Genomic DNA, 26,033 nt, shown 5'->3' with positions numbered 1-26,033 from the left:
CATGATTTACGATTTTAGATTTGGGATTTATTGAGAGGTAGGTATACACGATCGCACAATCAAATCTAAAATCGTAAATCTAAGATCTAAACCATTTACACTCTTGCCTTCAAGACTGCATCCCGTTCTTCCGGAGGCAGCATCTTTACAACCAGGTCATAGGCCTGTTGTATAAAAGCCTGTAGCTCGCTCCAGTCAAGATTGGAAGGATGTTTTACCTGCACCCAGTGATAACGGGCCAGGTAGGGCATGGGCACAATATCAGGCCTTGCTATCAGGCTGTGAAACTGGTCCGGTGTGCATTTGAAGGACAACTTGTAAGGAGGGTCTACCCGCATGGAGCAGAATAGCTTTTCTCCTACAGAGAAACACATTTCCTCATTCCACTTCTCTTCGGCGGTTACGCCCGGAAATGACAGGCAGTAATTGAATGTAAGATCTAACATAATGCCCCTAGGTTAAAGCAGTTAATAAAATAGATAAGCTGTGCTGATTAAATCACCAAGCCGCAAAAAGAAATGAGGTCGAAAGCTGGATTGACTGTCAAGAACCAGTCAGCGGCGTTTCATAGAATAAAGCGTGGCTGAATGTTTGTAACCGTCCAATAAAAAGATATGGTCAATCTGACTCTGACCTGAAGGTTCCCTCGAATGTTGTGTTGATCCCGTATAGCTATATAAATTTAAGTATCTTTTCTCAAACTGAAATGATAAAATTGTTAATGTTGGGCCTGACAAAAACGCCTGCTGGGAACGGGCTGAATGTCATTTTAGCGAAAGAGTGCTGTAAATAACAGATGGCAAAAATACACATGTATAAAAACTGTGGCCACAATGCCCTACTTAAACAAGCAATAAGGGCAACAAAACAATTTTAAGCATAGCTCTCATTGTTTTATTGCCCTTTTGGTAAAAAACTTTCAGATTAGATTACCTGACAGGCAGCCTTATTTTTCAAAACGGCGTTTCATTTTTTGTTCCAGGATGCTTAACGGCACACTGCCATCTTTCAGCAGCTCATCGTGAAAGTCTTTCAGGCTAAACTGGTTACCCAGCTGCTGCTCATACTTATGCCGCAGCTCCAGTATTTTCAGCTCACCGGTTTTGTAGGAAAGCGCCTGCCCCGGTATAGCCATGTACCGTTCTATTTCGGCAGTGGCATCATGTTCGGAGGTAGGCTCATTATCCAGCATGTATTTCAGAGCCTGTTCGCGGCTCCAGCCTTTGGCGTGCATTCCTACATCCACTACCAGGCGAATGGCGCGGTGAATTTCATCGCTCAGGCGGCCAAAGTACTGGTAAGGATTCGTGTACAGGCCCAGCTCTTTACCCAGGCTTTCACAGTACAGGGCATAGCCTTCACCATAAGCCCCATTCCAGCTAAAACGCCGCAATTTGGGCAGCGAATCATTTTCCTGCTGCAGAGATACCTGGAAGTGGTGCCCGGGAATAGCTTCGTGTAAGAACAGGGATTCCATGCCTACATAGCTGAACTCTTTAGCATTCAGGATGGGTACGTAAAAAATACCGGGACGGGTACCATCGGCGCTGCCCTGGTTATATTCCGCACTGGCTGATGCGGCGCGGAAGGCCTCTGTTTGCCTGATCTCAAACGGCGTTTTTGGAATATGCCCGTATATGCGCCGCACGTTAGGCATGATCTTATTTTCAATGGCTTTAAAGGAATCCAGCACCTGTGCCGGTGTTTTAAAGATCTTGAACTGTGCATCATTGCGCACAAATTCAAAGAAGGCCGGCAGGTCGCCTTTAAAGCCGGTACTGTTCTTTACTTCTTCCATTTCACCGCGTATGCGCGCCACTTCCTTTTCGCCGGTAGCAAATATTTCATCCGGTGTTTTATCCGTAGTGGTCCAGTAGCGGATCAGGTAAGCGTAATAGGCCTTACCATCCGGTATGCCCCCAATACCACTGCTGGTGCGGGCTTTGGGCAGGTACTCTTTCTCAAAAAAGGTTTGCAGCTTAGCGTATGTAGGCAATACATACTGCTCAATAGTTTGGCGGTAGGCGCCGGCAAATGCAGTGTCAACCCCGGCTGGCAGTGTTTTCAGCGGGCTGTAAAAAACATTGCCGGTATCTTTTTTAGCCAGGTCCCTCATTTGCGGGATCACTTTTATCACCAGTGTTTTGGGTAATACATAGCCCGTTTCCATGCCTTTGCGCATGCAGGCAATAGCGGTATCGCCCCACTCTGCAAAGCTTTTCATGCGCTGCATAAATTTCTCGTAATCCTCCTTGGTTTTGAACGGCTGTGCGCTGGTGCCGGAACCCAGCTGTCCCAATGTAAGCGTAAGCCCCCAGAACTGTTGTATAGGCATCAGGTAGTCATGGAACTGCAGCCCCTCTTTGTAGATGTTTAATTCACGTTGTAATACATCATAGCTGATACGGTCATTGGGCGTTAAGGCAGCGGTATCCACACCCTGTAATTGCTGCAGGTAGCCGTTAAAGAAGCTATCCTCGCGCTGGCGGAAAGCCTGGCTAATATCAATGTTCAGTAAGCCATCGTATTGATGTTCGCCATTGAAAGTAGCATCCAGGGGAAACAATTGCATTTTCCCGTCATAATACTTATCAAGTATATGGTGGAGTGAATCGGCAGCAGCCTTGGTATCCTGCCCGCCCCCGTGGGTGCTGCAGGCGTTGAATGCCAGTACTGTGGCCAGTAGTAAGCAAGTAGATCTTATTGTAATCATTGAAGTGGGTTTGACTAAAAATAAAAAAACACTCCGAAGAATCGGAATGTTTTATATAGAACAGTGAACAATGAAAACTTTTTAATGACGGTGTAGCATGATCTGCAAACGCACTTAATCGATTACCACTATACTAAGACCGCTGCACCGGTTATAATGTTTTTATACGCAAGCTGCGGAAGGAAACCTCATTACCATGATCCTGTAAGAGAAGGTGACCTTCCGGCCATAAGCCGAAATTTTCCCAGTTTTTATATTTGCTGATGGCTACTAAGTCTTTGAAAGCCTGTGACCCACGTTCATACTCCAGCACTTTGAAGCCGTTTAGCCAATGTTCCACATGGTTATTTCGAAACACAATAATACGCCCTTTATTCCATTCTCCAATCGGTTTCAACGCTTGTTTTATCTGTTTTCGAGGCATCAGGTCATACAGGGACGACAGGGTACGGTCCCCATCACGCCCCAGCTTGGCATCGGGATGTTTTTCATCATCCAGCACCTGGTATTCCAGCCCAATAGCTGACTTTCCATCTGTTTTATATGACTCTTTCACAAAATATTTCAGGCCGCTGTTGGCGCCTTCTGTTAGCTTAAACTCAAATTCCAGCTCAAAAGCGCCGTATTCCTTATCGGTTACAATATCGCCACCGGAGCCCATTTCGTTCCCGTTAGACTGGTGAATGGTGATGGTGCCGTCATTCAGTGTCCAGCCGGCAGTTGGAAACTCTTTTTTATATGCGCCTCTCCAGCCTTTGCTGGTTTTGCCATCCCATAACAGCTGAAAACCATTCTTTTTCTGCTGGGCGGAAAGATCGTTCGGGATATTATCTACGACATAGATCTGATCATACGGTGAGTACTGGTTATTAGCCGGATCTTCTATGATGCGGATATTACGCCAGCGGATGTTCTTACCTGCATCGTCGGCTTTTTTGCCAATGCTATGTACCTGCAGTGCAATGAACCCTTTGGGCAGGGCCGTATCCACCAAATGAGCAGTAGGTACGCCATTTACCCAGGTGCGTATTTCAGCGCCCCTGCATTCTATACGGTATTTATTCCAGTCGTTTTTCTTAAAGGCGTTTTGTCCGGCCGGATTAAGCTCCATGGGATATTGCCAGCCGCGGCGTCCTTCCTCATAAATACCTCCGCTCCATTTCCTGTCTGAGGGGTCTATCTCCATCTGGTAACCAAACACGCGGCCGTTCTGGTAGTCCTGCCGGCTTTGGCTGCGGAACTGAATGCCGGAGTTAAATTCCTTGTCCAGCTTAAATTCCAGTTCCAGTATAAAATTGCCGTATTCTTTTTCTGTAGCCAGGAAAGAGTTTGGTGTTTCTAATACAGTTGTCCCGATGATTTCGTTGTCTGTTGCGCTGTATTGAGCTTTACCCCCCAGTTGTTTCCACCCCTTCAGGTCCTTGCCGTTAAAAAGTGATTGCCATTGTCCTTTCTTGTCGCCCGGACCGGCGCTTACTACGCCGTGTAACAGCAGTGCACTGCTGCATAGTATTAGTAATTTTTTCATCCCGTGTATTTATAGTTTTAGCAGGTGCCGCAAAGTGCGGTGTCTGATTAGTTCCTCTACATGCTGATTCTGAACCCAATTTATAAAATTTGGGGAGAAAATACACAACCGATTGCATGAAATTGTGATGAACGGAAAACTTATCAGACCGGGCTGTTGTTACAGCCGATTGAAATGCTTACCTGTTCTGTAAAATGGCTTATGCAACCGTTTGCGTAAAATTGCATAAAAAGAGTGTTAATTACTGTTAAAATTTGCGCGATTATTTGCCGGATAAACCCGCTCCGGGCTAAATAATTTGCGCGCAAAATATTGCCTCTGCTCCGGCAGCAAACCTGCTTTCCCGTTTTTTCCTTCCTGATTTTACTTTTTCTTTGTGCCATGCAAACACTTTTACAACAGATCAATGACACGGCAGCTTATTTACAAAAGTTCAACTATCACCAGGCTAAAGCAGGTATTGTGCTGGGTACCGGGCTGGGAGAGCTGGTGCAGCATATACAGGTTGAAAAAAGCATTCCTTATCACGAAATACCCCACTTCCCGGAATCTACCGTGGAATCACATAAAGGACAGCTGATCTTCGGCCGCATAGGAGCCGTGCCGGTAATAGCCATGCAGGGGCGGTTTCATTACTATGAGGGATATACCATGCAGCAGATCACGTTTCCCATACGCGTAATGAAAGCATTGGGCATACAACACCTGCTGCTTAGCAACGCGGCCGGTGGTATGAATCCTGCCTTCAAAAAAGGCGACCTGGTGCTGCTGGATGATCATATTAACCTGCAGCCGGAAAGCCCTTTGCGCGGATTAAATTCCCCGGCTTTCGGCACGCGCTTCCCGGATATGAGCAGCCCATATGATAAGAACCTGGGGCAGCTGTTGTTACAGGCTGCTGCGGATAAAGGATGTACCCTGCACAAAGGTGTATATGTTTCCGTAATGGGGCCTAACCTGGAAACCCGTGCAGAATATCGTTTTTTGCGAATGATCGGGGCGGATATGGTGGGTATGAGCACCGTGCCGGAGGTGATTGTTGCCAATCAATTACAGCTGCCCTGTGCTGCTGTTTCCGTGATCACGGATGAATGTGATCCGGATAACCTGCATCCTGTTTCTATTGAGGAGATCATTGCTGTTGCGGGCAAGGCTGATGAAAAGCTGAGCAGCATTTTTGCGGAGGTAGTGAAGCGGATTAGTTAACCTTTCTTTCGCCTATAAAAAGCAGAAGTCCCGCCAACCGGCAGGACTTCTTTATGTTATCTTTTATTGTCGTTATCGTCTTCTTCATCATCGTCTTCTTCGTCCTCATCCTCATCGTCGTCAAAATCTTCGTCTTCATCTTCTTCATCTTCTTCAAAGTCCTCTTCCTCTCCATCCTCGTCGTCATCATCTTCCTCCTCCTCATCCTCTTCATCTTCTTCGTCATCTTCATCCTCGTCCTCGTCTTCATCCTCTTCGTCTTCCTCTTCATCATCATCGTCGAAATCATCTTCATCATCTTCATCCTCCTCCTCTTCCTCCTCTTCGTCATCTTCATCATCTTCATCCTCGTCCTCTTCATCCTCAAAATCCTCATCATCCCCCAGATCCTCATGCAGATCATCTTCTTCCTCATCTTCTACCTCATCATCGCCAGGACCGGGGCCAATAGCTTCTATATCAGGAGTTGCTGCTTCATCATCAGCCATATTATTTTCCGTATCAGCAACCGGTTCGTTATCAGCATTGGCTTCCTCATCCGTATCCATTTCTGCTTCTGTATCTACCGGCGGCACTTCCGTTCCGGTATCGGTGTGGGCCGCTTCGTCTATGATGTTTACGGTTGGAATAAATGCATCTTCCAGCAGCTCACCATTTTCGGACACCATCAGCACAGCGTTATTATCTGTAAATGCTTCGTCGGTAATAAGGGTAGGCTGTATCATGGTTTCTTCATCAAATACTTCACGCAGCTTGGGCAGATCAGCAGGGGAGTTTAATCCAAAGTAATCCATAAAAGCCTTGGAAGTGCTGTACAGCAGCGGCTTACCGGGCAGCTCTTCACTACGGCCGGAGATCACGATCAGCTCTTTTTCCAGCAGTTTCTGAATAGAGTAATCAGAGCTTACCCCACGGATATGTTCTATTTCGCCTTTGGAAATAGGCTGCTTATAAGCAATAATGGCCAGGGTTTCCAGCGCGGCAGTGGAAAGGCGTTTCAGGAACTTTTCCCCGTTCAGCTGCGCTACCGTCTGGTAATAATCTTTTTTAGTAAGGAACTGGTAACCTCCGCCGCTTTCCCGCACTTCAAATGCATAAAATTCAGACAGGTATTTTTCACGGATAGCTTCCACGGCAGTTTCTACCTGGTCTAAAGTAGCACGGTCTTCCAAAAAAGCTAAGGCATTATTGAGCAGATCCACTAATTCCAGCATAGGCAGCGGCCTGTCTGCAGCAAAGATCAGTGATTCAACATGCGGTATGATCTGAGAGATTTCCATTGATAATTAGTTTGCAACCTTACAGCCTCACAGGTGGTTAAAACCCGCGCGTGCTGTAAATAAAAACGTCAAAGACCGAAAGTTACAGTCTTTGACGTTATGTAAGAAATCGAAATTTTTTGATGTTGATTTGTTGTGAATAACCTTCACTTTTAACCTGCCAAAGCGGCGGCGCCACTTACAATTTCTGTAAGTTCTGTAGTGATGGCAGCCTGACGGGCGCGGTTGTAGGAGAGTTTCAGGTCGCGCAGCAGCTCATTGGCATTTTCTGTGGCTTTATCCATGGCTGTCATACGTGCGCCATGTTCAGATGCGTGTGCATCCAGGATGGCTTTAAAGAACTGCGTGTTTAAGATCTTGGGCATTAGCTCCGCGATCAGCGTTTCTTTTTCGGGTTCAAAAATATAATCGGCCTTGATCTTCTGTTTAGCATTCCCTTCTTTATGCTCTACTTTGGCAATGGGCAGGAATTGTTCTGCTACATATACCTGGGTAGCGGCATTGCGGAACTGGCTGTACACAATATCCACGGCATCATACTCGCCTTTGATAAAACCGTTCAGCGCAATGGCAGCGGCCTGTTTTACGTGATCAAAATTCAGGTCGGCAAACAGGTGCCAGTACTGGTCATTGATCTTGTAACCATTCTTCACAAAATGTTCCCAGCCTTTTTTACCAATGGGCATTATCTGCACCTGGCCTTTGGCATATTGCTCCGCGTATTTTTCGCGGATCAGCTGTTTGGCCAGCTTAATAAGGTTGGAGTTATAAGCGCCGCACAGCCCGCGGTCAGAAGTAATTACCACGATCAGCACTTTTTCCACGGCACGTTGGTTAGCCAGGGCCATATCAATATCGCCTTCTGTGCTGGAAACAATGTTCTGCAGGATCTCCTGGAGCTTAACAGCGTACGGGCGCATCTGTAAAATGGCATCCTGCGCACGCCTTAATTTGGCGGCACTTACCATTTTCATAGCCTTAGTGATCTGCTGGCTGGATTGTACTGATTTTATGCGGTTACGAACTTCTTTAAGCTGTCCGGACATTTTTAATTATGAATTTTCAATTACGAATGGTGGGGAGTATCCCCGCTCAATTTGGCTGCAAAGGTAAGCATTGACAACTTAATTAGGAAATGCCCCGGAATGAATATTTGCGTCTATGGCAAATTGTTAACTATGAATGAATTACGAATTGTTTAATTACGAAATGCAAGACATTATGAATGCTATTGAAAATAATCATGACTATGAATAATTACGATGGGATTGAAGCGTAGGTAAAAAATAAAGTCCTGCATTTAAAATGCAGGACTTCCATTTATAAGAAACTCAATTCGTAATTGACAATTCGTAATTAACTCAGTATCCGTCGTTCTGCGGAAAATCGCCCGGGTTGCTCACACGGTCTATCTGATCCTGCGGAATAGGCCGCAGCAGGTGTTTGGGCAGTATATTCTTAGCGGCATCCGGATTATGCAGTTTTACCCTTTCCAGCAGCTTGCCGGTACGTTTCAGGTCAAACCAGCGGGTTTGCTCGCCTACCATTTCGCGGTCTCTTTCATCCAGCAGGAAATCCAGGGTTATTTGGGCTTCGGTTACTTTCATGGCGTCTTTATGGGCCGTAGTTTCTTCCGGCGTGGCACCTACCCTGGCGGCCCGCATACGCAGGGTGTTCACCAGGGGCACGGCTGCTCCCTTTTCCCCTTTCATGGTCAGCGCTTCTGCGGCATTCAGGTAATCTTCCGCCAGGCGGAAGGCAATAAAGGGCCTTACGCCGGAGGCCTGGTTATCCGGGCGCATGGCATCTGCAAACTTATTCAGGGATGGGTATAGCACCAGCGTATAGTTACGGGGAGGCACCAGCAGGTAAGGTTTGCTTTTGATCATAGCATCCGTTACATCATAACCCGGCATCCATACAGAGGTATCGCCTACTTTCAGCGTGGCCGTGGCGTTGTTGGCGCGCCATACTGAAGTAAAGAATTTTTCGTAACGGGTATCGTGTACACGTTCCTGGTAGAGGGTATCCAGCAGGAATTTTGTAGGCTTAAAACGCTTCCAGGGTGTACCATTGGCCAGATCGCGCTTCATACCGGCCAGTATATCATACTGCATCAGGAAAAAGCGGCAGGCATTATTATCGCTGGAGTTGTACAGTGCATCTGTGGTGTATTGCACAGCCCATACGGTTTCCGCGTTATTTTCCTTTCCCTGTGCCCAAACCTGTCCTACATCCGGCAGCAGTGCAAAGCCATAATTGTTGATCACCATTTGCGCATACTTAGCGGCATTGTCAAAGTCGGTAGCCTGTTTATAGGCGGTATACCCGCGGGTTAAATATACGCGGCCCAACAGGTGCTCTGCAGCCGGTTTGCTGGCGCGGCCCCATTCAGAAGGCGCATCCGGCAGGTTCTGTTCTGCATACAGCAGATCGTCAATAATAGCATTATAAATACTGCCTACAGAATCACGGTGCGCTTCAGTTTTAATCTCCGTATTCTCATGCAGATTTAAAGGCACGGCGCCAAACATCTGCGCCAGTATAAAGTAATAATGCGCGCGGCAAAAGCGTGCCTGGGCTACCCCATTCTTTTTAACCGCTGAATCCAGGTTCGGGATCTTATCCGCCCGGTCTATCACCACATTGCAGGTATTAATGGTTTGGTAAATGGTATTCCATAATTCCCGCAGGTGGGCATAACGGCCGTCCAGCTGGGAGGTATATTGATTTGCAAATTTAAAATCACCATCGGAGCCGTTGGTGTAGGTATCTGTACCAAATACAGAAAGCGTCATGCCCCTTTCTGTGCTGTAAAAGCTGCGCATGGCTACATAAGAGCCGTTAACAGCAGAGGTAAAGCCACTGGGCGTATTATAGAAATCATCGTTTACAGTAGACACCAGCTTTTCTTCCAGCATCTTATTACAGCTTACTGCCGCAAAACCCAGCAGGGCTATTAACCAGCATATTTTTCGAGTATTCATAACGTTCATTTTTTAACATTAAAAAGTAGCATTCAAACCAAACTGCAGCATCCAGGTGGCTGGTGCATCCACGGCGATAGTGGTCACATCTTCCGGGTCAATGCCTTTGTATTTCTGGCGGTAAGGCGCTATGATCAGCGGTTGTTTCACATCCGCATGCACGCGCAATGCCTGCATACCCCAGCGTTTCATTAAACCTTCCGGTAGGTTGTAACCAACACCGATGTTGCGGATCTTGAAGAAAGAACCATCAAAATAGCTGAGCGAGGTGTAGTTATTAGGCCGCTCCTGGTTACGGTTAGGACGTGGAAACTCATTGGTTGGGTTAGATGGTGTCCAGTAGTTTACATCCAGGTTATTGTAACGGCCGAACAGGGTATTGTAGTTCTGGTAAAAATCACTTTTAACCATACCGCCTATACGTGCAAATGCTACAATGGAGAGGTCTATGCCTTTCCAGGAGAAGCGCTGCGTCATACCACCGGACCAATCCGGCTGCTGGGAGCCCAGGATCACGCGGTCATTGGCGTCCAGCTTTTTATCATTATTCACATCGTTCAGGCGTATCTCGCCCTGGTGCTGCTGGTATACCTGCGCTTCTGCTTCGGTTTGCCAGATGCCTACTTTCTGATAATCGTAGTACACCGTGATAGGCTTGCCAATGAACCAGGCATTACCCGGATCGCTTTTTGCGCCATTGCCTAAGGAAAGTATTTTTTCACGGTTGGTAAAGAAGTTTACATCCATGTTCCAGTTAAAACCATTGGGATTCTGGATAATGGCGGTGGACAAAGCAATTTCCACACCTGAGTTCTGGGTTTCACCCACATTCACCAGCACAGAGCCAAAGCCATTGCTGATGGGCAGCAGCTTGTTTAACAGCAGGTCGCTGGTTTTCTGGCGGTACCAATCCACACTACCGGTTACACGGCCTTTAAACACGCTGAAATCAAAACCTGCGTTCACAGAGCTGGTAGTTTCCCAGGTAAGATTGGGATTACGCAGCTGGTTGGGCAGGTAACCCAGCACGCCCTTGTTGTTATAGGAATAAGGGCTGCGTAACAGTGAGCCCTGAGTAGCATAGGGAGGAATACCGGTGTTGCCTATTTTACCATAGCTGGCGCGTAGTTTCAGGTTATCCAGCCAGGCAACGGATTTCATGAAATTTTCATTGGTCATGTTCCAGGCAACGGCCACGGAAGGGAAATAGCCCCATTGCTTACCGGGCGCAAAGCGGGAGGAGCCATCTGCACGCAGGGTTAAGGTTACCAGGTAACGGTCATCAAACCCGTAGTTAATACGGCCCATGTAGGAGAGGATGGTCCAGGTGCCTAGCTGGCTGCCCAGTGCTGTTACGTTACCTGCTTCGTCCAGGTTGTAGAACTGCTGCGCTTCTACAGGGATGCCTCTTACGCTGGCGTTGCTGGAATCTTCCCGCTGGCGTTGTACGCTATACAGGGCAGTAACGCCAATGTTATGTTTCTGATGTATTACTTTGTTATAGGTTAAAAGGTTTTCTACCGTGTAAGCCAGCGTAGTATAGTTGGTCTTCTGGGCAGTAGCATCGCCGCCGCCTATCAGCAGGTCGGTATTGTTCTTACCCTGGAAAAGGCCGTAGTTGCTTTGCTGAATATCCGGGCCTACGTTCAGGCGGTATTTAAGCCCATCTATAATATCCACTTCGCCATACAGGCTGGTGAACAGGCGGAAGCGGTTGCGGTCCTCTACGCGGTTGCCGGGCACATAATCCAGCAGGGCATTGGGTTGCTGGCTATCGCCGGTGGGCAGTATGATCAGGTTACCATTGGCATCATACGGATCTGCAATGGGCAGCATTTTTAACGCTGCGCTCATGCCGTTATAGGTTTCGCCCCGGCGTTTGCTGTAAGTGCCCAGTAAGGATATGCCTGCGCGTACACGTTTACTGATCTCCTGGTCCAGGTTCACATGCAGGTTATAGCGCTCATAGCTTTGCAGCTTGAATACGCCCTGTTGTTTAAAATATCCCAGGCTGGCCGCATACTTGGTTTTTTCTGAACCGCCGGATACACCCAGGTTATGGGAGGTTTGCCAGCCGGAAGAGAGCAGCAGCTTTTGCCAGTCGGTATTTACACCTCTTTTAATATTGGCGTATTCGGTGGCATTAAAAACGGCGGCATCGGAAGAATCGGGATTGTTATCATTATACTTGCCAATGGTGCGGTTGGCTTCCCGGCGCATGTTGGTGTACTGTGTTGCATCCATCATATCTGATTCGCCCAGGGCCTTAATAATACCATAGTCCGCATTATAGGTAACGCGTACCGGAGAAGAGGATTTACCTCTTTGTGTAGTTACCAGGATAACGCCGTTGGCCCCGCGGGAACCGTAGATGGCGGTAGCAGAGGCATCTTTCAGCACATCCATGGAGGCAATATCAGAAGGGTTAAGATCATTCAGATTGCCTGCATATGGAATACCATCTACAATGTACAAGGGATCATTACCCGCAGTAATGGAGCGGTTACCACGTACACGCACGCGGGGCTCATCCCCGGGTTTGTTACTGTTGATCAATACATCAATACCTGCTACGCGGCCCTGCAACGCCTGTTGCGGGTTGGTAACAGATACTTCCTGTATGGATTTGGCATTAATAGAGGCAATAGCGCCGGTTACGTCCTTTTTCTTTTGGGCGCCATAACCTACTACTACCACTTCTTCCAGCTTCTTAAGATCTTCGGCCAGCTGAATATCAACGCTGGAGCGGCCATTAATAGCCTGTTCCTGTGACAGGTAGCCGATAAAAGAGAACACCAGTGTAGTGCCGCCGGCAGGCACCTGCAGCTTATAGCTACCCTGCCCATCGGTTTGGGCGCCGGCAGATTTACCTTTTACAGACACGGTTACTCCCGGCAGCGGTGCGCCGGATTTGGCATCTGTAACTTTTCCCTGAATGGTGGTGGTGTTTTGTGCGTGGATGACGAGGTGGTGGCATAGCAAAAGCAGCAACAGTCCCCCCGTTTGTAACAAGTTCTTCATACCGTGTGAATTTCTATTTAACGATTAGCGGTTTGGTTCAAAAATGTCTACAAGTTTTAACACTATTTAACAGTAACGCGTACCTCAAGATAGCTATTTCTATGGAAAATGCAAACGATTGCATTTAGAAAACAAAAAAACAGCACACAAGCTGATCCAAAAGGAACAGGCCGCTCGCGGCCGATTGTGTGCTGTTTGAGAATATACTGAAGGATTACAGGGTGCGGATGCGGATATTGCGCCACCTTACTTTGATGCCGCCCCCGGAATGGATCTGTAAGGCGATCTGCCCGCTGCGGGCGCCGATTTTTTCATCGGTTAAAGTGATCATTTCATGCCCGTTAAGCCAGGTGGTTACTTCGTTGCCCTTTACTTTCACTTTCATGGTATTCCATTCTCCCATTTTCAGGTATTGCTCCTTATCGGCCGTGGGCTGTATCAGCCATCCACGCCCGTAAGATTCATAGATACCGCCGGTGTGCATGTTGGGCGGGGCTACCTCTGCCTGCCAGCCGGTAATTTTAGTGCCTTCTATACTGGAGTGGAAAAATACGCCGCTGTTGCCATTGGCCTCCTGCTTAAATTCCACGGTAAGCTCAAAATCTTTGTACTCTTTTTCAGTACCCAGGTAACCATACTCTTTATCCGGGCCGCTTTCACATACCAGGAAGCCATCTTCCACATACCATTTTTCTGTTCCGTAAATTTTCCAGCCATCCAGGTTCTTCCCGTTGAACAAGGCTTGTGTTTTCTGCGCCTGGGTATTGGTGGCAAGGCATAATAAAGTGATGGCCAGCAACCCGGCGTTCAGGCAGTAGCGTAATGACGTGAATTTTTTCATGATGCTGCTTAGTTAAGGAATTAATGATTCACAATGCCTTAAGATAAGCATTTCTATGAAAGTTAGCGGGTACAATCCAGCTGCCCGGTAGCCGTATAAAACAGGGGGATGGTGGATTGCTGATGGCTATTCCCCACTACCTGTCCGTTTTGCAGAATGCTTTGTGTGTAGGTATAACCGGAGAAGTTGTTGGCTGATACGGTACGGTAATAAAGATCATCCCATAACCAAAGGCCTTTCAGCGGGTTGGGCTTATTATCATAACCGGTAAAGGTTTCCTCCTCCTGGGAAATAACCTGCTCATCGTACCGGGAAGTGCTGCTGCTTTTTACGCTTTGCAGGTTGCCGCTGTTGTCAAAAACAAAGCTGCGGGTAATATGTACACTACGGCTGAACGTTTCCGTTTTGATGGGCTGATTTTTAGCGTTGTAGTAAAAATAGGTGGTATCCGGGGCTTTGACAATACGTTTTAACCGGCCGTTTTCCAGCAGCAGGTTACGCTGGTTGGGATCCATAATAACATTAGTTCCGTGGTAATGGGTGGTAAGGGTAACATTGTTGCCATTATACACCGCTGTATCATACACCAGCGTGCTGAATATATAGCTAAAGCCACCACTGGTGGCTATGGCCAGCAATCCGCCTGTGCGCACATTCGGGCGCCCGTTCAGGTAAGATAACCCCATCATGGTACTACCCCCGGGACTGAACATCACCGGTCCGGTGCTGCTATAAAATCCATGGCTTACAGGCAGCAGGAATTTAGCGTTCAGGCTATCCACCGGCGGTGTTTGCGGTTGCGGGTTATCGGACTTTCCACAGGAGAATATGGCCATTACTGTTATAACAGCCAGGTATAGGTAAGGGCGGTTGAACATGGGTAAACAATATTTAGGCTAAGCTACAAATTCCTGCATAAAAAAAGCCCCGTTCACCAGGTGGCAAACGGGACTTTTTTATTATCCTTTTAGCAATTACCGGGCTACGTTCACGGCGCGTTTTTCGCGGATCACCGTTACTTTGATCTGTCCGGGGTACTGCATTTCCGTTTGAATTTTGGTAGCAATATCAAAAGAGAGGCGGTCTGCATCGCTGTCCGTTACTTTATCACTTTCAACAATTACGCGCAGCTCGCGGCCGGCCTGTATGGCGTAGGCTTTTTCCACACCGTCGTGGGCCAGGGCCAGGTTTTCCAGGTCTTTGATACGCTGCAGGTAGCTCTGCATAATTTCACGGCGTGCACCGGGGCGGGCGCCGCTGATAGCATCACAGGCCTGCACAATGGGGGAAATCACATACTGCATTTCCATTTCATCGTGGTGGGCGCCTACGGCGTTCACTACGGCAGCATGCTCGCCGTATTTTTCACACAGCTTGGCGCCTAAAAGGGCATGGCTCAGCTCTGTTTCTTCATCGGGTACTTTACCAATGTCGTGCAGCAGGCCGGCGCGTTTGGCCAGTTTGGGGTTCAGGCCCAGCTCTGCGGCCATTACACCACACAGGTTAGCGGTTTCTTTGGAGTGCATGAGCAGGTTTTGTCCGTAAGAGGAACGGAAACGCATTTTACCTACCAGGCGTACCAGCTCTTTATGCAGGCCATGGATGCCCAGCTCTATCACGGTTCTTTCACCAATGTCCATTACCTGCTCTTCCAGCTGTTTCTTGGTTTTTTCTACTACTTCCTCAATACGGGCGGGGTGTATACGGCCGTCCTGTACCAGGCGCTGAAGGGAGAGGCGGGCTATTTCCCTGCGCAGGGGATCGAAGGATGATAATACGATGGCTTCCGGGGTATCATCCACGATCAGGTCTACACCGGTAGCTGCTTCAATGGCGCGTATGTTACGGCCTTCACGGCCAATGATCTGGCCTTTAATTTCATCGCTTTCCAGGTTAAATACGGTAATGGCATTTTCAATGGTTTGCTCAGCTGCCGTACGCTGGATGGATTGTATAATAATCTTCTTTGCTTCTTTATTGGCCTTGCTCTTGGCGTCTTCAATAATCTCCTGGATGTGGGCCAGTGCCTGGCTGCGGGCTTCTTCCTTCAGGCTTTCCACCAGCTGGTGCTTGGCTTCTTCTGCGGTAAGGCCGGCTACTTTTTCCAGGCGGCGGATATGCTCTTCCTGGTGTTTTTCCAGGTCATTGCGTTTAATGGCTACCAGCTCCATCTGCCGGTTCAGGTTTTCCTTAATGGCTTCATTTTCCTGTACCTGTTTCTGCAGCTGCTCATTCTTCTGGTTCAGGCCTAACTCTTTCTGCTTAATGCGGTTCTCCGAATCGGCCAGCTTCTGATTACGCTGCAACACTTCCTTTTCATGCTCCGTTTTTAACTGCAGATATTTTTCCTTGGCTTCCAGTAATCTGTCTTTTTTCAGGTTCTCTGCACTTATCTGGGCATCACTTATGATCTTCTGGGCCTGTTGCTCTGCATCCTGTATCTTCTGCTGCGTGTTTTTGGCAAATATCACCTTACCTAACACTATTCCAATTACCAATGCCACCACCGCGGCTATTGTCGTTATTACAGTTGTATCCATACAAAAAATTTAAAATTGAATATATATTGCATTCTTCGTCACCGCCTTTTTAAGGAGGTGGTAGAACTTGACGCGCGAAAATAACAAAAATAATGTGCAGATGTGCGATGTGCGGGTATGCAGAACAGTGTAAATGGCCTGTTTTACAACTTCTTTAACGAAATGGTAAGTAATTAAGCTGCTTTATTTCAGTTGGTTACGAATTAATGAAATAAATTTATATTACTCCCTGTTAATCTATTTTCTCAAAAGATCCCAACACAATCAAAAAACCACACATCATTTCAACTGCTCATCCAACAGTGCTTCCAGCCTTTGCAATTTTTCCTGTAAATAGGGGGCTCCTTCTGCCTGTGCCTTTCCGCCACTGGTAACAGGGTGGGTAGCGTACATGATCAGCGCCATGGCAATGTAATCCTGGAGGTCTTTACCGGCATAGGCCGTTTTGAACTCAATGATCTTGTCATTCACCTCTTTCATGATGCGGCGTACGGCTTCTTCTTCTTCCGGTTTGATCTTAATCCGGTAAGAGCGGTCTGCCACTACTATATTTACAGGAATCAGTTGTTCCATAACTACTAATTAACACTTTTCCCGGCTAACTGTTTAATAATGCTATACAACGGTCTATTTCTTTTATATAGTCGTTGATCCTGGTGCGCATTTCCTTTTTAAAGTCCTCATCCTCTTCCGGTGAGGCGGGCGGCCCGGCTGCTACCGTGGCTATTTTGGCCAGGTGCAGCTTTTGTTCCAGCTGAATAATGGTTTGCTGCTGCGTACGCGCTTCCTGCTGCTGGTGCTGCAGCTGCTCCTTCAGCCACGCATTTTCCGCCTGCTCCTGTTGCAGCTTTTTCAGCAGCAGTTGCAGCTTTTCTTCAATGCGTTGTATGTGTTGCTCCAGAGCCATTATTAATCTGATGATGTGCTGATATGCTGGTTTTTGTTAAGGACCATTTAGATACTAACCGGCACATTAGCACATTGAACCATTACTTTCTTATCTGCGCCTGCAGTTGTGTTTCAAAAGTTTTTACCAGCTTGTCCATTACGGCATCTATTTCTTTATCTGTAAGCGTTTTCTGCGTATCCTGGAAGGTAAAGCTTACTGCGTAAGAGCGCTTGTTGGCCCCCAGCTTTTCGCTTTCAAAAACGTCAAACAAATTGATATGTTGCAGTAGTGAGGATTTCACGGTGCGCGCAGCGGCTTCCACATCCGCAAACCGTACCTGTTTGTCCAGCACCAGCGCCAGGTCCCTGCGTACGGCCGGGAATTTCGGAATTTCGCTGTAAAAGGTATCCTTTTTTGGTAAAGCGGCCAAAACAGCCTGCCAGTTAATATCGGCAAACCATACCGGCTGCTTAATATCAAACTGCTTCAGCCTGGGGCCGGATACGGCGCCCAACTGTACCAGGGCCTGGCCGTTACCATTTATCTGCCAGGCAAATTGCAGCCCGTCCACTTCCAGCTCTGCCCATTGTAATGAGCGGATGCCCAGCTGGGCCAGCACATTGCCTACATATCCTTTCATGAAATAAAAATCTACCGGGGCGGCTTCGTATAACCAGCTTTCCGGTCTTTTACGGCCGGTAAGGTACAGGCATAGGTGCTCCGTTTCCTGGTATTGGCCCTGGCCGGTAGTGGCGTAGGTTTTACCAAATTCAAAGAACAGCAGGTCCTCATTTTTGCGGTTCAGGTTATAAGCTATGCTTTCCAGGCCGGTTTCCAGCATGGAGGGGCGCATTACATCCAGGTCTGCGCTGAGGTTGTTAATCATTTTTACCGTGCGCTCCAGCACTTCCGGCGTAAAATATTTGCTGTTGGTAATGGAGTTGGTGAATATTTCATTAAAACCGTTGCCTGCCAGGTAACCGGCTATTTTTTCGCGTACCGTTTCCCGGTCCGGCCTGGCCGTAATGGCCGGGGTAATAAGCACCTGGGAGGGGATCTCCACATTATCCAGGCCATCGATACGCATTATTTCTTCTACAATATCGGCAGGTATGGAAATATCCGGTTTGCTGTAGGGTACATTTACCTTCAGGTGCTCGGGTGTTTCCGCCAGTATTTCAAAACCCAGGCTGGCTAATATGTTACTGATCTTCTCTTTGCTGTATTCCTTGCCGCTCAGCTTTTTAATATAAGCCCAGGTAGCGGTTACTTCCGTTTTAGGTTTGGCCTGCGGGTAAACGTCTGTTATTTCTGACGCAATCTTACCACCGGCCAGCTCACAAATAAGAGCGGCAGCGCGTTGCAGTACAAATACGGCATTGGATATATCCACTCCTTTCTCAAAACGGGTAGCGGCATCTGTACGCAGGCCGTGCCGGAAAGAGGAGGCGCGGATGCCCGTGCCGGTAAAGCAGGCGCTTTCCAGGAAAATGTTGTGCGTGGTATCAGTTACCCCGGAGTGCAGGCCGCCAAATACGCCGGCTATGCACATGGGTTCACTGTTGCCGTTGCAGATCATAAGGTCTGCAGCATCCAGCTTACGTTCCTTGCCGTCCAGCGTTACAAAGGGCGTTCCGGCAGGCAGGTTCTTTACAATCACTTTACTGCCGGTAATAGCATCTGCATTAAAAGCATGCAGGGGCTGCCCGGTTTCGTGCAGTATAAAATTGGTAATGTCTACTATATTATTAATAGGCCGTACCCCGATGGCTAATAATTTATTACGCAGCCAGTCCGGTGAGGGGGCGGTTTGCACCCCGGTAATGGATACACCGGCGTAGCGGGGGCAGGCAGCTGTGTTTTCCACACTAACGCTAATGGATAATGGGGTGGCTGCTTTAGGCAGCTCCGGTATTACGGGCAGCTTAGCCTGGTACTGGCGGGTATTTTCCAGGTTATTATAATAGGCGCATACATCCCGGGCCACGCCTATATGGCTCATGGCATCCATACGGTTGGGGGTAAGGCCAATTTCGTATATCCAGTCCTGTACGGGCTTAAATATTTCGCGGGCAGGGGTACCGGGTTGTAAGGCTGCATCCAGCACCAGTATGCCGGCATGGCTGCTGCCCAGCCCAATTTCATCTTCTGCGCAGATCATGCCCTGGCTTTCTTCCCCACGGATCTTTGCCTTTTTCATGGTCATGGGCTCACCGCTTAGTGGGTAAATAGTAGCACCAATGGGGGCTACCACCACTTTCTGGCCTACGGCTACATTAGGTGCGCCGCATACAATGTTCAGCGGTTCCGGGCCGCCAGTATTTACGGTGGTCAGTTTCAGCTTATCTGCGTTCGGGTGTTGTACGGCTGTCAGCACTTCGCCTATCACCAGCCCTTCCAGGCTGCCTTTTACGGATTCAAATTTTTCCAGGCTTTCCACTTCCAGGCCTATACGCGTTAATATAACAGACAAATCCTCCGGTGAGGGCTGTACCGGCAAATATTCACAAAGCCAATTGTAAGAAATAGTCATTTTACAAGATAATAAAGTGGTGTAAAGATAATTAAAAAGTCCACAGTCCACGGTCTATGGTCCACAGCCTGTTATGTAGTTTATAAAGGCAAAAACAGGCGCTTGGCCATGAAAGGCGGGTGCTAAAATGGATCGTGACCGGCGAACGCGTCCGGGTTTTCTCCCACGAACATGTGAATTACGATCCAAGGATTATGTGGAAAATCTTTTTACACAAAGTGTGTGAATAATCGGAGATTTGCAGGGTATTTTTGTGCCAATTGGTGGATAACAGGAGCTCAGTCAGTGGATAACTGACATTTTGCGTGTGAATATTGTGTGCGTGAGGTTTTATAAATATTATCCGGTTATGGTACGGCTTTAATGAAAAAATGCCTTTACCTTAGTTTTTACAGCTCAAAAAAGTTTACAATTTGTTAAAGAAGAACTGAATACCGGGATGCTAAAAAATTTGTAGGACCCATTGGGGAAACAGGCCATAACAGTAGTACAGTAATCTATTTTTCATTCATTTTTCTTAATTCTTTTAACATAAATGGATCTTAATCTCAAGAAAGACCGTAAAGATGTACGTAGGAAGCCGTCCATTGATGTATCCAGCATGGTATACGGGAAAATACCACCACAGTCAAAAGATATGGAGGAGGCCGTACTGGGGGCCATTATGCTGGAAAAGGGTGCTTTTGATACCGTGATAGAGATCCTGAAACCGGAATGTTTTTATGTGGAGGCGCATCAGCGCATTTTCCTGTCTATGCAGCGGTTAGCCGCTAAATCCATGCCGGTGGATATCCTTACCGTGGTGGAAGAACTGAAGTCTTCCGCAGAACTGGAAATGGTGGGTGGGCCTTTTTATGTTACCCGGCTTACCAACACCGTTGTTTCCTCTGCCAATATTGAAGCGCACGCACGTATCATCCTGCAGAAATTTATTCAGCGGGAGCTCATACGTATATCCGGCGAAATACTGAGTGAAGCGTATGAAGATACGGCCGATGTGTTTGACCTGCTGGATGGAGCGGAATCCAAACTGTTTGAAATTACCAATAATCACCTGCGTAAGAACTACGATTCCATAGACCGCGTACTGGTGAATACTATGAAGCGTATTGAGGACCTGCGTAATAAAGGCGACGATATTACCGGGGTACCTTCCGGCTTCCCATCGCTGGACAAGGTTACCTATGGATGGCAGCCAACGGATCTTATCATCATAGCAGCCCGTCCATCAGTAGGTAAAACAGCGTTTGCGCTGAACCTGGCCAGGAATGCGGCTTTGCACCCACGTTTTGCCAAAGGCGCTGCGGTGTTCTCACTGGAAATGTCCTCCGGGCAGATCGTACAACGTATCCTGTCCGCGGAATCAGAGATCAAGCTGGAAAAAATTTCCCGTGGTAAGCTGGAAGAGTATGAGATGAAGAAGCTGATGACACACGGTATTGAACGTTTGGCCAAGGCGCCCATCTTTATTGATGATACGCCGGCGCTGAACATTTTTGAGCTACGCGCTAAATGCCGCAGGCTGGTGCATAACCACGGCGTAGGGGTGATCATCATTGACTACCTGCAGCTGATGAGCGGTGGCGGTGAAGGCCGTAACACCAACCGTGAGCAGGAGATCAGTAAAATTTCCCGCGATCTGAAAGGCCTGGCAAAAGAGCTGCATGTACCGGTGATAGCACTGTCGCAGTTAAGCCGTGATGTGGAAAAACGTAAGGATGGCAACAAGATGCCGCAGCTGAGTGACCTGCGTGAATCCGGCGCCATTGAACAGGATGCGGACATGGTAATGTTCCTGTACCGTCCTGAATACTACGAAATTACCGCCAATGAAATGGGCGAATCCAATAAAGGTGAAACGCACGTGCGTATAGCCAAACACCGTAACGGCCAGCTGGATACCATTAAGCTGCGCGCGGTGCTGGAGTTCCAGCGTTTTGAGGACGATGGCAGCCTGGAAGGCGGCGGCGGTCCCGGTGGCGGCAACCCGTATGCAGGCATGCGCCAGAGCGGCGGCGGCAGCAATGATGAAGCCAAGATGTTTATTCAGAAAGGCTCTAAAATGAACGATATGGATTTTGGAGATGATGGGTTGGAAGACGCTCCTTTCTAAATTCCGGTACTGTAAAGAAATTCAAAGAAAAGGGAGAGGGGCACTTCTCTCTTTTTCTTTTTGTATTAGCATCATACTATTCTAGTTCCATGTTTTTAAAATACAAGCCGTTTTATAAGGATAATTTCCGTTTAGCCTATCCCGTGGTTATTTCACAACTGGGGCATACCCTGGTAGGCTTATCTGACAGCATTATTATAGGCCATACCGGCGAAGTGCCGCTGGCGGCCGTTTCCCTGGGCAACAGTATTTTCACCATTTTTATGGTAACTGGTCTTGGCATATCCTACGGGTTAACGCCGCTGATAGCGCAGGAGAACGGGCGGGGAAACCGGTCCTATTGCGGCTGTTTGTTAAGCCAGAGCTTATTGATCAATATAACCGTAGGGTTATTGTTATGCGCGGTAATTGTTACCGGCAGCTATTACATACCGCTGCTGGACCAGCCGGCGGCGGTAGCCACACAGGCTAAGCCCTTTTTGCAGTTCCTGGGATTTTCCTTTTTCCCCTTAATGATCTACCAATCATTTAAACAATTTGCAGAGGGGCTGGGCTTTACCCGGCAGGCCATGAACATCAGCATTATCGGGAATGTGATCAATATCCTGCTGGGCATTACGCTGGTGTTCGGGTTGTTTGGCTTACCGCGTATGGGCGTAATAGGTGTGGGCATTGCTACCTTAACAGACCGTGTGCTGATGGCAACTGCCATGGGCTGGTATGTGCTCAGCGCGCCACGGTTCAAGCCATATTTGCAGGAGTTCCATTTCAGGGATGTATCGCGGGCCACTATACAAAAGATCCTGGGTATTGGCGCACCGGTGGCGCTGCAATACCTGTTTGAAGTAAGCGCTTTTAGCGGCGCCGTAGTAATGGTGGGCTGGATAGGCGCACGTGAGCAGGCTGCCCACCAGATAGCTATTAGCCTGGCTACCATGACCTACATGATGGCCAGCGGCGTATCGGCCGCAGCAGGTATTAAAAGCGGTAACTTCTTTGGCGCCCGGCAGTTCCGGGAGCTGCGCCTGTCGGCCATTGCCAGCTACCATATGGTGCTGGTGCTGATGGGCACTGCGGCCCTGGTATTTATGCTGGGTAACCATTTGCTGCCACTGATGTATATTAAAGAGCCGGAAGTAATTCTGATTGCCAGCCACCTGCTGATTATTGCTGCTTTTTTCCAGCTGTTTGATGGTACACAGGTAGTAGGGCTGGGGATCTTAAGAGGTATGGGCGATGTGAAGGTGCCTACCGTTATTACCCTGCTGGCTTACTGGGGATTGGGTTTGCCCATTGGTTATTTACTGGGCATTCATCTGAACTTTGGTATACAGGGCATTTGGTGGGGACTGTTACTGGGACTGCTCACGGCTTCTGTGTTATTGTTCATCCGCTTCCAGGTTAAAACGCGTAAGCATATTGTTTTACCGGAGACTGTTATTTCAAATTAATCCTTAATTTTTAGCATGGAATTACCTGTTTTCTACGCCAAAGGCCTGGACCCTGCTGCTACTGCTTACACCATGGACGAGCCTACCTCTAAATACTGTGTGCAGGTACTGCGAAAGGAAAGGGGCCAGCAGGTGCTGCTGGCCAACGGGCAGGGGCAAAAATTTACGGCCACGATCACAGACGACAATAGGAAAAAATGCACGGTGCAGATCCTGCAATGTGAAACCCTGCCGGCGCCCGCGCCCATCTTACGTATAGCCATTGCCTTTACCAAAAATACCAGCCGTATGGAGTGGTTCCTGGAAAAAGCCACAGAAATAGGGATACAGGGTATTATTCCCCTGCTTACCCATCGTACGGAAAAAGAAAAGTTTAAAACAGAACGTTTAGAGAGCATACTGGTAGCTGCCATGCTACAATCCCAGCAATATTATTTACCCGGGCTGGCTGCCCCGGTTGCATTTGAGACCCTGGTAAAGCAGCCTGCAGCTACACAGCGTTTTATAGCGCATTGCTTACCGGAGCAAAAAATGCATTTACAGCAGGCTATGCAACCCGGGCAGGATACCTTATTATTAATAGGACCGGAAGGCGATTTTACACCAGCGGAAATAGAGCAGGCACTGGGAGAGGGCTTTCAGCCGGTATCCTTAGGCAATACGCGCTTACGTACGGAAACCGCCGGGGTAGTGGCGTGTGTGCTGATGAATTCAATCAATGCTTTTTAATGTGCCGGTAAATATGATTACATGTGGCCCTTAACAAATGCCAGGCACCTTTATGCAACATAAGTGCTTTAAGATACTGGTGAATTTAGCGAAATGCAATCCTCAACAAATACCAGCACATTAGCACATCGGCACATTCCTTCTCATTTGTACATCTGCCCATTATTCCTTCTCCTTCACCGTTGGCTCCCGCAGCTCCACAGGCTTCGTTGTTTTCTTGCGCATCACCATGTTCAGCATTTCTACGCCAAAGGAGAAAGCCATGGCAAAATATACGTAGTTCTTTAAGTGCAGGTCGTGCGCCCTTTCCGCGTCCCAGCCTTCTATGATCAGGATGGCGCCTACCATTACCAGGAAGGAGAGGGCCAGCATTTTCAGGGTAGGATGTTTATGTATAAAGTCGCTGATGCGGGGTGCAAACAGGAACATAATGATCATGGCTATGATCACCGCAATGATCATAATGGGTACCTGTTTGGCCAGGCCCACTGCGGTAATAATACTATCAAAAGAAAACACGGTATCAATTACAATGATCTGCCCTACCACATTCAGCAGGGATACCTGTTTTCCGCCTCCTTTTATAGTCAGCGTTTCTTCCTCCCCTTCCAGCTTGTGGTGAATTTCGCGGGTGGTTTTAATCAGCAGGAATAAGCCACCGCCCAGCATGATCAGGTCGCGCAGGCTAAACCCATGGCTGCCTATGTGGAACAGCGGGTTCACCGCACGTACAATGTAACCGATACACAGCAGCAGTATAACGCGTACGCCTATACCGGTAAACATCCAGATGCGGCGGGCCTGCAGGCGTTTCTGCTCCGGCAGGCGGTTCATAACAATAGATACGAAAATAACATTGTCGATACCCAGTACAACTTCCATCAGCACCAGGGTCAGTAAGCTGATGAGGGATTCTGTAGTGAACAATTGTTCCATGATGGTATGAGTTGATGAATGGAGGATCAGCCTTTTAATAATCCTTTACAAATATTTTTAACAATGGCAGGGCCTTCATAAATGAACCCGGTATATACCTGCACCAGGGAAGCGCCGGCATCCAGCTTTTCTCTGGCATCGGCAGCCGTAAAAATGCCGCCGGCTGCAATAATGGGTATTTGTTCACCCGCGCGTTCGTGAATATAGCGGATCACCGCAGTGGATTTATCTTTTACCGGCAGGCCGCTTAAACCGCCCGCTCCTATGGCTGCTACTTCGGCGGCGGGTGTTTGCAGGCCTTCCCGGCTAATGGTGGTATTGGTAGCTACAATGCCGGCCAGCCTGGTTTCCTTCACAATTTCAATAATATCATCCAGCTGTTCGGTGGTCAGGTCCGGCGCTATTTTTAATAAAATTGGTTTGGGTTTGCTTTTTTGCTGGTTTAACAACTGCAGGTGGTGCAGCAGCTGCTTCAGCGGCTCTTTTTCCTGCAGGGCGCGCAGGTTGGGCGTATTAGGCGAGCTTACATTTACCACAAAATAATCCACCACATCAAACAGGGCATGAAAGCATTTTTCATAATCGCTCACTGCTTCCTCGTTAGGGGTTACCTTATTCTTACCAATATTCCCTCCTATAATAATATTGGAGCGGCGTTTTAGCAGGCGCTTGGCGGCTGCAACGGCGCCTTCATTATTAAAGCCCATTCGGTTTATAAGTGCCTGATCTGCCGGCAGGCGAAAAAGGCGGGGCTGGTCATTACCCGGCTGGGGCAGGGGCGTTACCGTACCTATTTCCACAAATCCAAATCCCAGGCTGGCTAGTTCGTCGGTATAGCGGGCATCTTTATCAAAACCGGCGGCCAGGCCTACCGGGTTGCGGAAGGTAAGTCCCCACAGCTCTTTTTCCAGGCCGGTGGTTTTGGTATTAAAGCTGGCATTCAGAATGGTTTTGCCCAGCGGCAGGCCATGAAGCAGCTTAATGCCCCGCATTACGCTATGGTGAATGCTTTCCGGGGGAAATTTGAACAGCAGTTGCTTAATAAGTTGATACATGTGTGGTGCAAAGATAAAAACTAATGAGTGAATTTGTGGGCATGTCAGGGAGATGTTGGCCGGTATAAACTGCTCATGTGCCGATTTAACTTATTGTATACCTGCACTTCCGCTATTAATATTCTATTTTTGAGCCCGGAATAGGGGAATGCCTGTGCCGGTACGTCTCATAGGAGAAGGCCGGCCGGTTTTATACCCCGCTGTACTGTGC

Annotated in this window: 19 protein-coding genes; 4 read left to right on the top strand and 15 right to left on the bottom strand. The window is 48.1% G+C overall.

What is annotated here, in order from left to right:
- Positions 1–95: 95 nt before the first annotated feature.
- From BMZ54_RS01280 to BMZ54_RS01270, 3 genes are all read right to left on the bottom strand, one after another.
- A complete protein-coding gene (locus BMZ54_RS01280; RefSeq protein WP_089906344.1) occupies positions 96–446 on the bottom strand; it encodes an MmcQ/YjbR family DNA-binding protein in 351 nt (116 codons plus the stop codon).
- Positions 447–946: 500 nt separating this feature from the next.
- Positions 947–2,713 (bottom strand): DUF885 domain-containing protein, encoded by a 1,767-nt coding sequence (locus BMZ54_RS01275; RefSeq protein ID WP_089906343.1) that lies wholly within the window; start codon positions 2,711–2,713, stop codon positions 947–949.
- Between the two features lie 151 nt (positions 2,714–2,864).
- Positions 2,865–4,241, bottom strand: coding sequence for a 3-keto-disaccharide hydrolase (locus BMZ54_RS01270; protein ID WP_089906342.1), 1,377 nt, complete (start codon positions 4,239–4,241; stop codon positions 2,865–2,867).
- Positions 4,242–4,622: 381 nt separating this feature from the next.
- Between BMZ54_RS01270 and BMZ54_RS01260 the strand changes: the two genes are divergently transcribed.
- Positions 4,623–5,447 carry a purine-nucleoside phosphorylase gene (locus BMZ54_RS01260; RefSeq protein ID WP_089906340.1) on the top strand — a complete coding sequence of 275 codons (825 nt, stop codon included), beginning with the start codon at positions 4,623–4,625 and terminating at the stop codon, positions 5,445–5,447.
- A 56-nt stretch (positions 5,448–5,503) separates the two neighbouring features.
- On the opposite strand, the gene scpB is transcribed toward BMZ54_RS01260, so the two are convergent.
- From scpB to pheT, 10 genes are all read right to left on the bottom strand, one after another.
- Positions 5,504–6,727 (bottom strand): SMC-Scp complex subunit ScpB, encoded by a 1,224-nt coding sequence (gene scpB / locus BMZ54_RS01255; protein WP_089906339.1) that lies wholly within the window; start codon positions 6,725–6,727, stop codon positions 5,504–5,506.
- Between the two features lie 152 nt (positions 6,728–6,879).
- A complete protein-coding gene (atpG, locus tag BMZ54_RS01250) occupies positions 6,880–7,773 on the bottom strand; it encodes an ATP synthase F1 subunit gamma (protein WP_089906338.1) in 894 nt (297 codons plus the stop codon).
- A 315-nt stretch (positions 7,774–8,088) separates the two neighbouring features.
- Positions 8,089–9,714 carry a RagB/SusD family nutrient uptake outer membrane protein gene (locus tag BMZ54_RS01245; RefSeq protein ID WP_162277446.1) on the bottom strand — a complete coding sequence of 542 codons (1,626 nt, stop codon included), beginning with the start codon at positions 9,712–9,714 and terminating at the stop codon, positions 8,089–8,091.
- Positions 9,715–9,732: 18 nt separating this feature from the next.
- Positions 9,733–12,735 (bottom strand): SusC/RagA family TonB-linked outer membrane protein, encoded by a 3,003-nt coding sequence (locus BMZ54_RS01240; RefSeq protein ID WP_089906336.1) that lies wholly within the window; start codon positions 12,733–12,735, stop codon positions 9,733–9,735.
- A 214-nt stretch (positions 12,736–12,949) separates the two neighbouring features.
- Positions 12,950–13,576 carry a 3-keto-disaccharide hydrolase gene (locus BMZ54_RS01235; protein ID WP_089906335.1) on the bottom strand — a complete coding sequence of 209 codons (627 nt, stop codon included), beginning with the start codon at positions 13,574–13,576 and terminating at the stop codon, positions 12,950–12,952.
- A gap of 62 nt (positions 13,577–13,638) precedes the next feature.
- Entirely contained in the window at positions 13,639–14,454 is an 816-nt protein-coding gene (locus BMZ54_RS01230; RefSeq protein WP_089906334.1) for a hypothetical protein, read from the bottom strand.
- 96 nt (positions 14,455–14,550) lie between these two features.
- Positions 14,551–16,116, bottom strand: a complete 1,566-nt coding sequence (gene rny, locus BMZ54_RS01225) for a ribonuclease Y (RefSeq protein ID WP_089906333.1) — start codon at positions 16,114–16,116, stop codon at positions 14,551–14,553.
- 279 nt (positions 16,117–16,395) lie between these two features.
- Complete coding sequence (locus BMZ54_RS01220; protein WP_089906332.1) at positions 16,396–16,689, bottom strand: cell division protein ZapA; 294 nt, start codon at positions 16,687–16,689, stop codon at positions 16,396–16,398.
- Positions 16,690–16,714: 25 nt separating this feature from the next.
- A complete protein-coding gene (locus tag BMZ54_RS01215; RefSeq protein ID WP_089906331.1) occupies positions 16,715–17,023 on the bottom strand; it encodes a hypothetical protein in 309 nt (102 codons plus the stop codon).
- 82 nt (positions 17,024–17,105) lie between these two features.
- Positions 17,106–19,538, bottom strand: coding sequence for a phenylalanine--tRNA ligase subunit beta (gene pheT, locus BMZ54_RS01210; RefSeq protein ID WP_089906330.1), 2,433 nt, complete (start codon positions 19,536–19,538; stop codon positions 17,106–17,108).
- A gap of 535 nt (positions 19,539–20,073) precedes the next feature.
- Between pheT and dnaB the strand changes: the two genes are divergently transcribed.
- The 3 genes from dnaB (at position 20,074) to BMZ54_RS01195 (ending at position 23,831) form a co-directional block, all read left to right on the top strand.
- Positions 20,074–21,651: a replicative DNA helicase gene (gene dnaB / locus BMZ54_RS01205; RefSeq protein ID WP_089906329.1), complete on the top strand. Its 1,578-nt coding sequence runs from the start codon at positions 20,074–20,076 to the stop codon at positions 21,649–21,651.
- Between the two features lie 89 nt (positions 21,652–21,740).
- Complete coding sequence (locus BMZ54_RS01200; protein ID WP_089906328.1) at positions 21,741–23,102, top strand: MATE family efflux transporter; 1,362 nt, start codon at positions 21,741–21,743, stop codon at positions 23,100–23,102.
- A 15-nt stretch (positions 23,103–23,117) separates the two neighbouring features.
- Positions 23,118–23,831 (top strand): RsmE family RNA methyltransferase, encoded by a 714-nt coding sequence (locus BMZ54_RS01195; RefSeq protein ID WP_089906327.1) that lies wholly within the window; start codon positions 23,118–23,120, stop codon positions 23,829–23,831.
- A gap of 162 nt (positions 23,832–23,993) precedes the next feature.
- On the opposite strand, the gene BMZ54_RS01190 is transcribed toward BMZ54_RS01195, so the two are convergent.
- Both BMZ54_RS01190 and BMZ54_RS01185 read right to left on the bottom strand, forming a co-directional pair.
- On the bottom strand, positions 23,994–24,767 hold the full coding sequence (locus BMZ54_RS01190) for a TerC family protein (protein ID WP_089906326.1): 774 nt from the start codon (positions 24,765–24,767) through the stop codon (positions 23,994–23,996).
- 26 nt (positions 24,768–24,793) lie between these two features.
- The gene (locus BMZ54_RS01185) at positions 24,794–25,822 is read right to left on the bottom strand and encodes a quinone-dependent dihydroorotate dehydrogenase (protein WP_089906325.1); all 1,029 of its coding nucleotides are present in this window, start codon (positions 25,820–25,822) and stop codon (positions 24,794–24,796) included.
- Positions 25,823–26,033 lie beyond the last annotated feature (211 nt).

Source organism: Chitinophaga rupis (genome assembly GCF_900109685.1).
Taxonomy (GTDB): Bacteria; Bacteroidota; Bacteroidia; order Chitinophagales; family Chitinophagaceae; genus Chitinophaga; species Chitinophaga rupis.
Note: the sequence above shows the minus strand (reverse complement) of the source record. Positions and strands in the feature narration are given on the sequence as shown.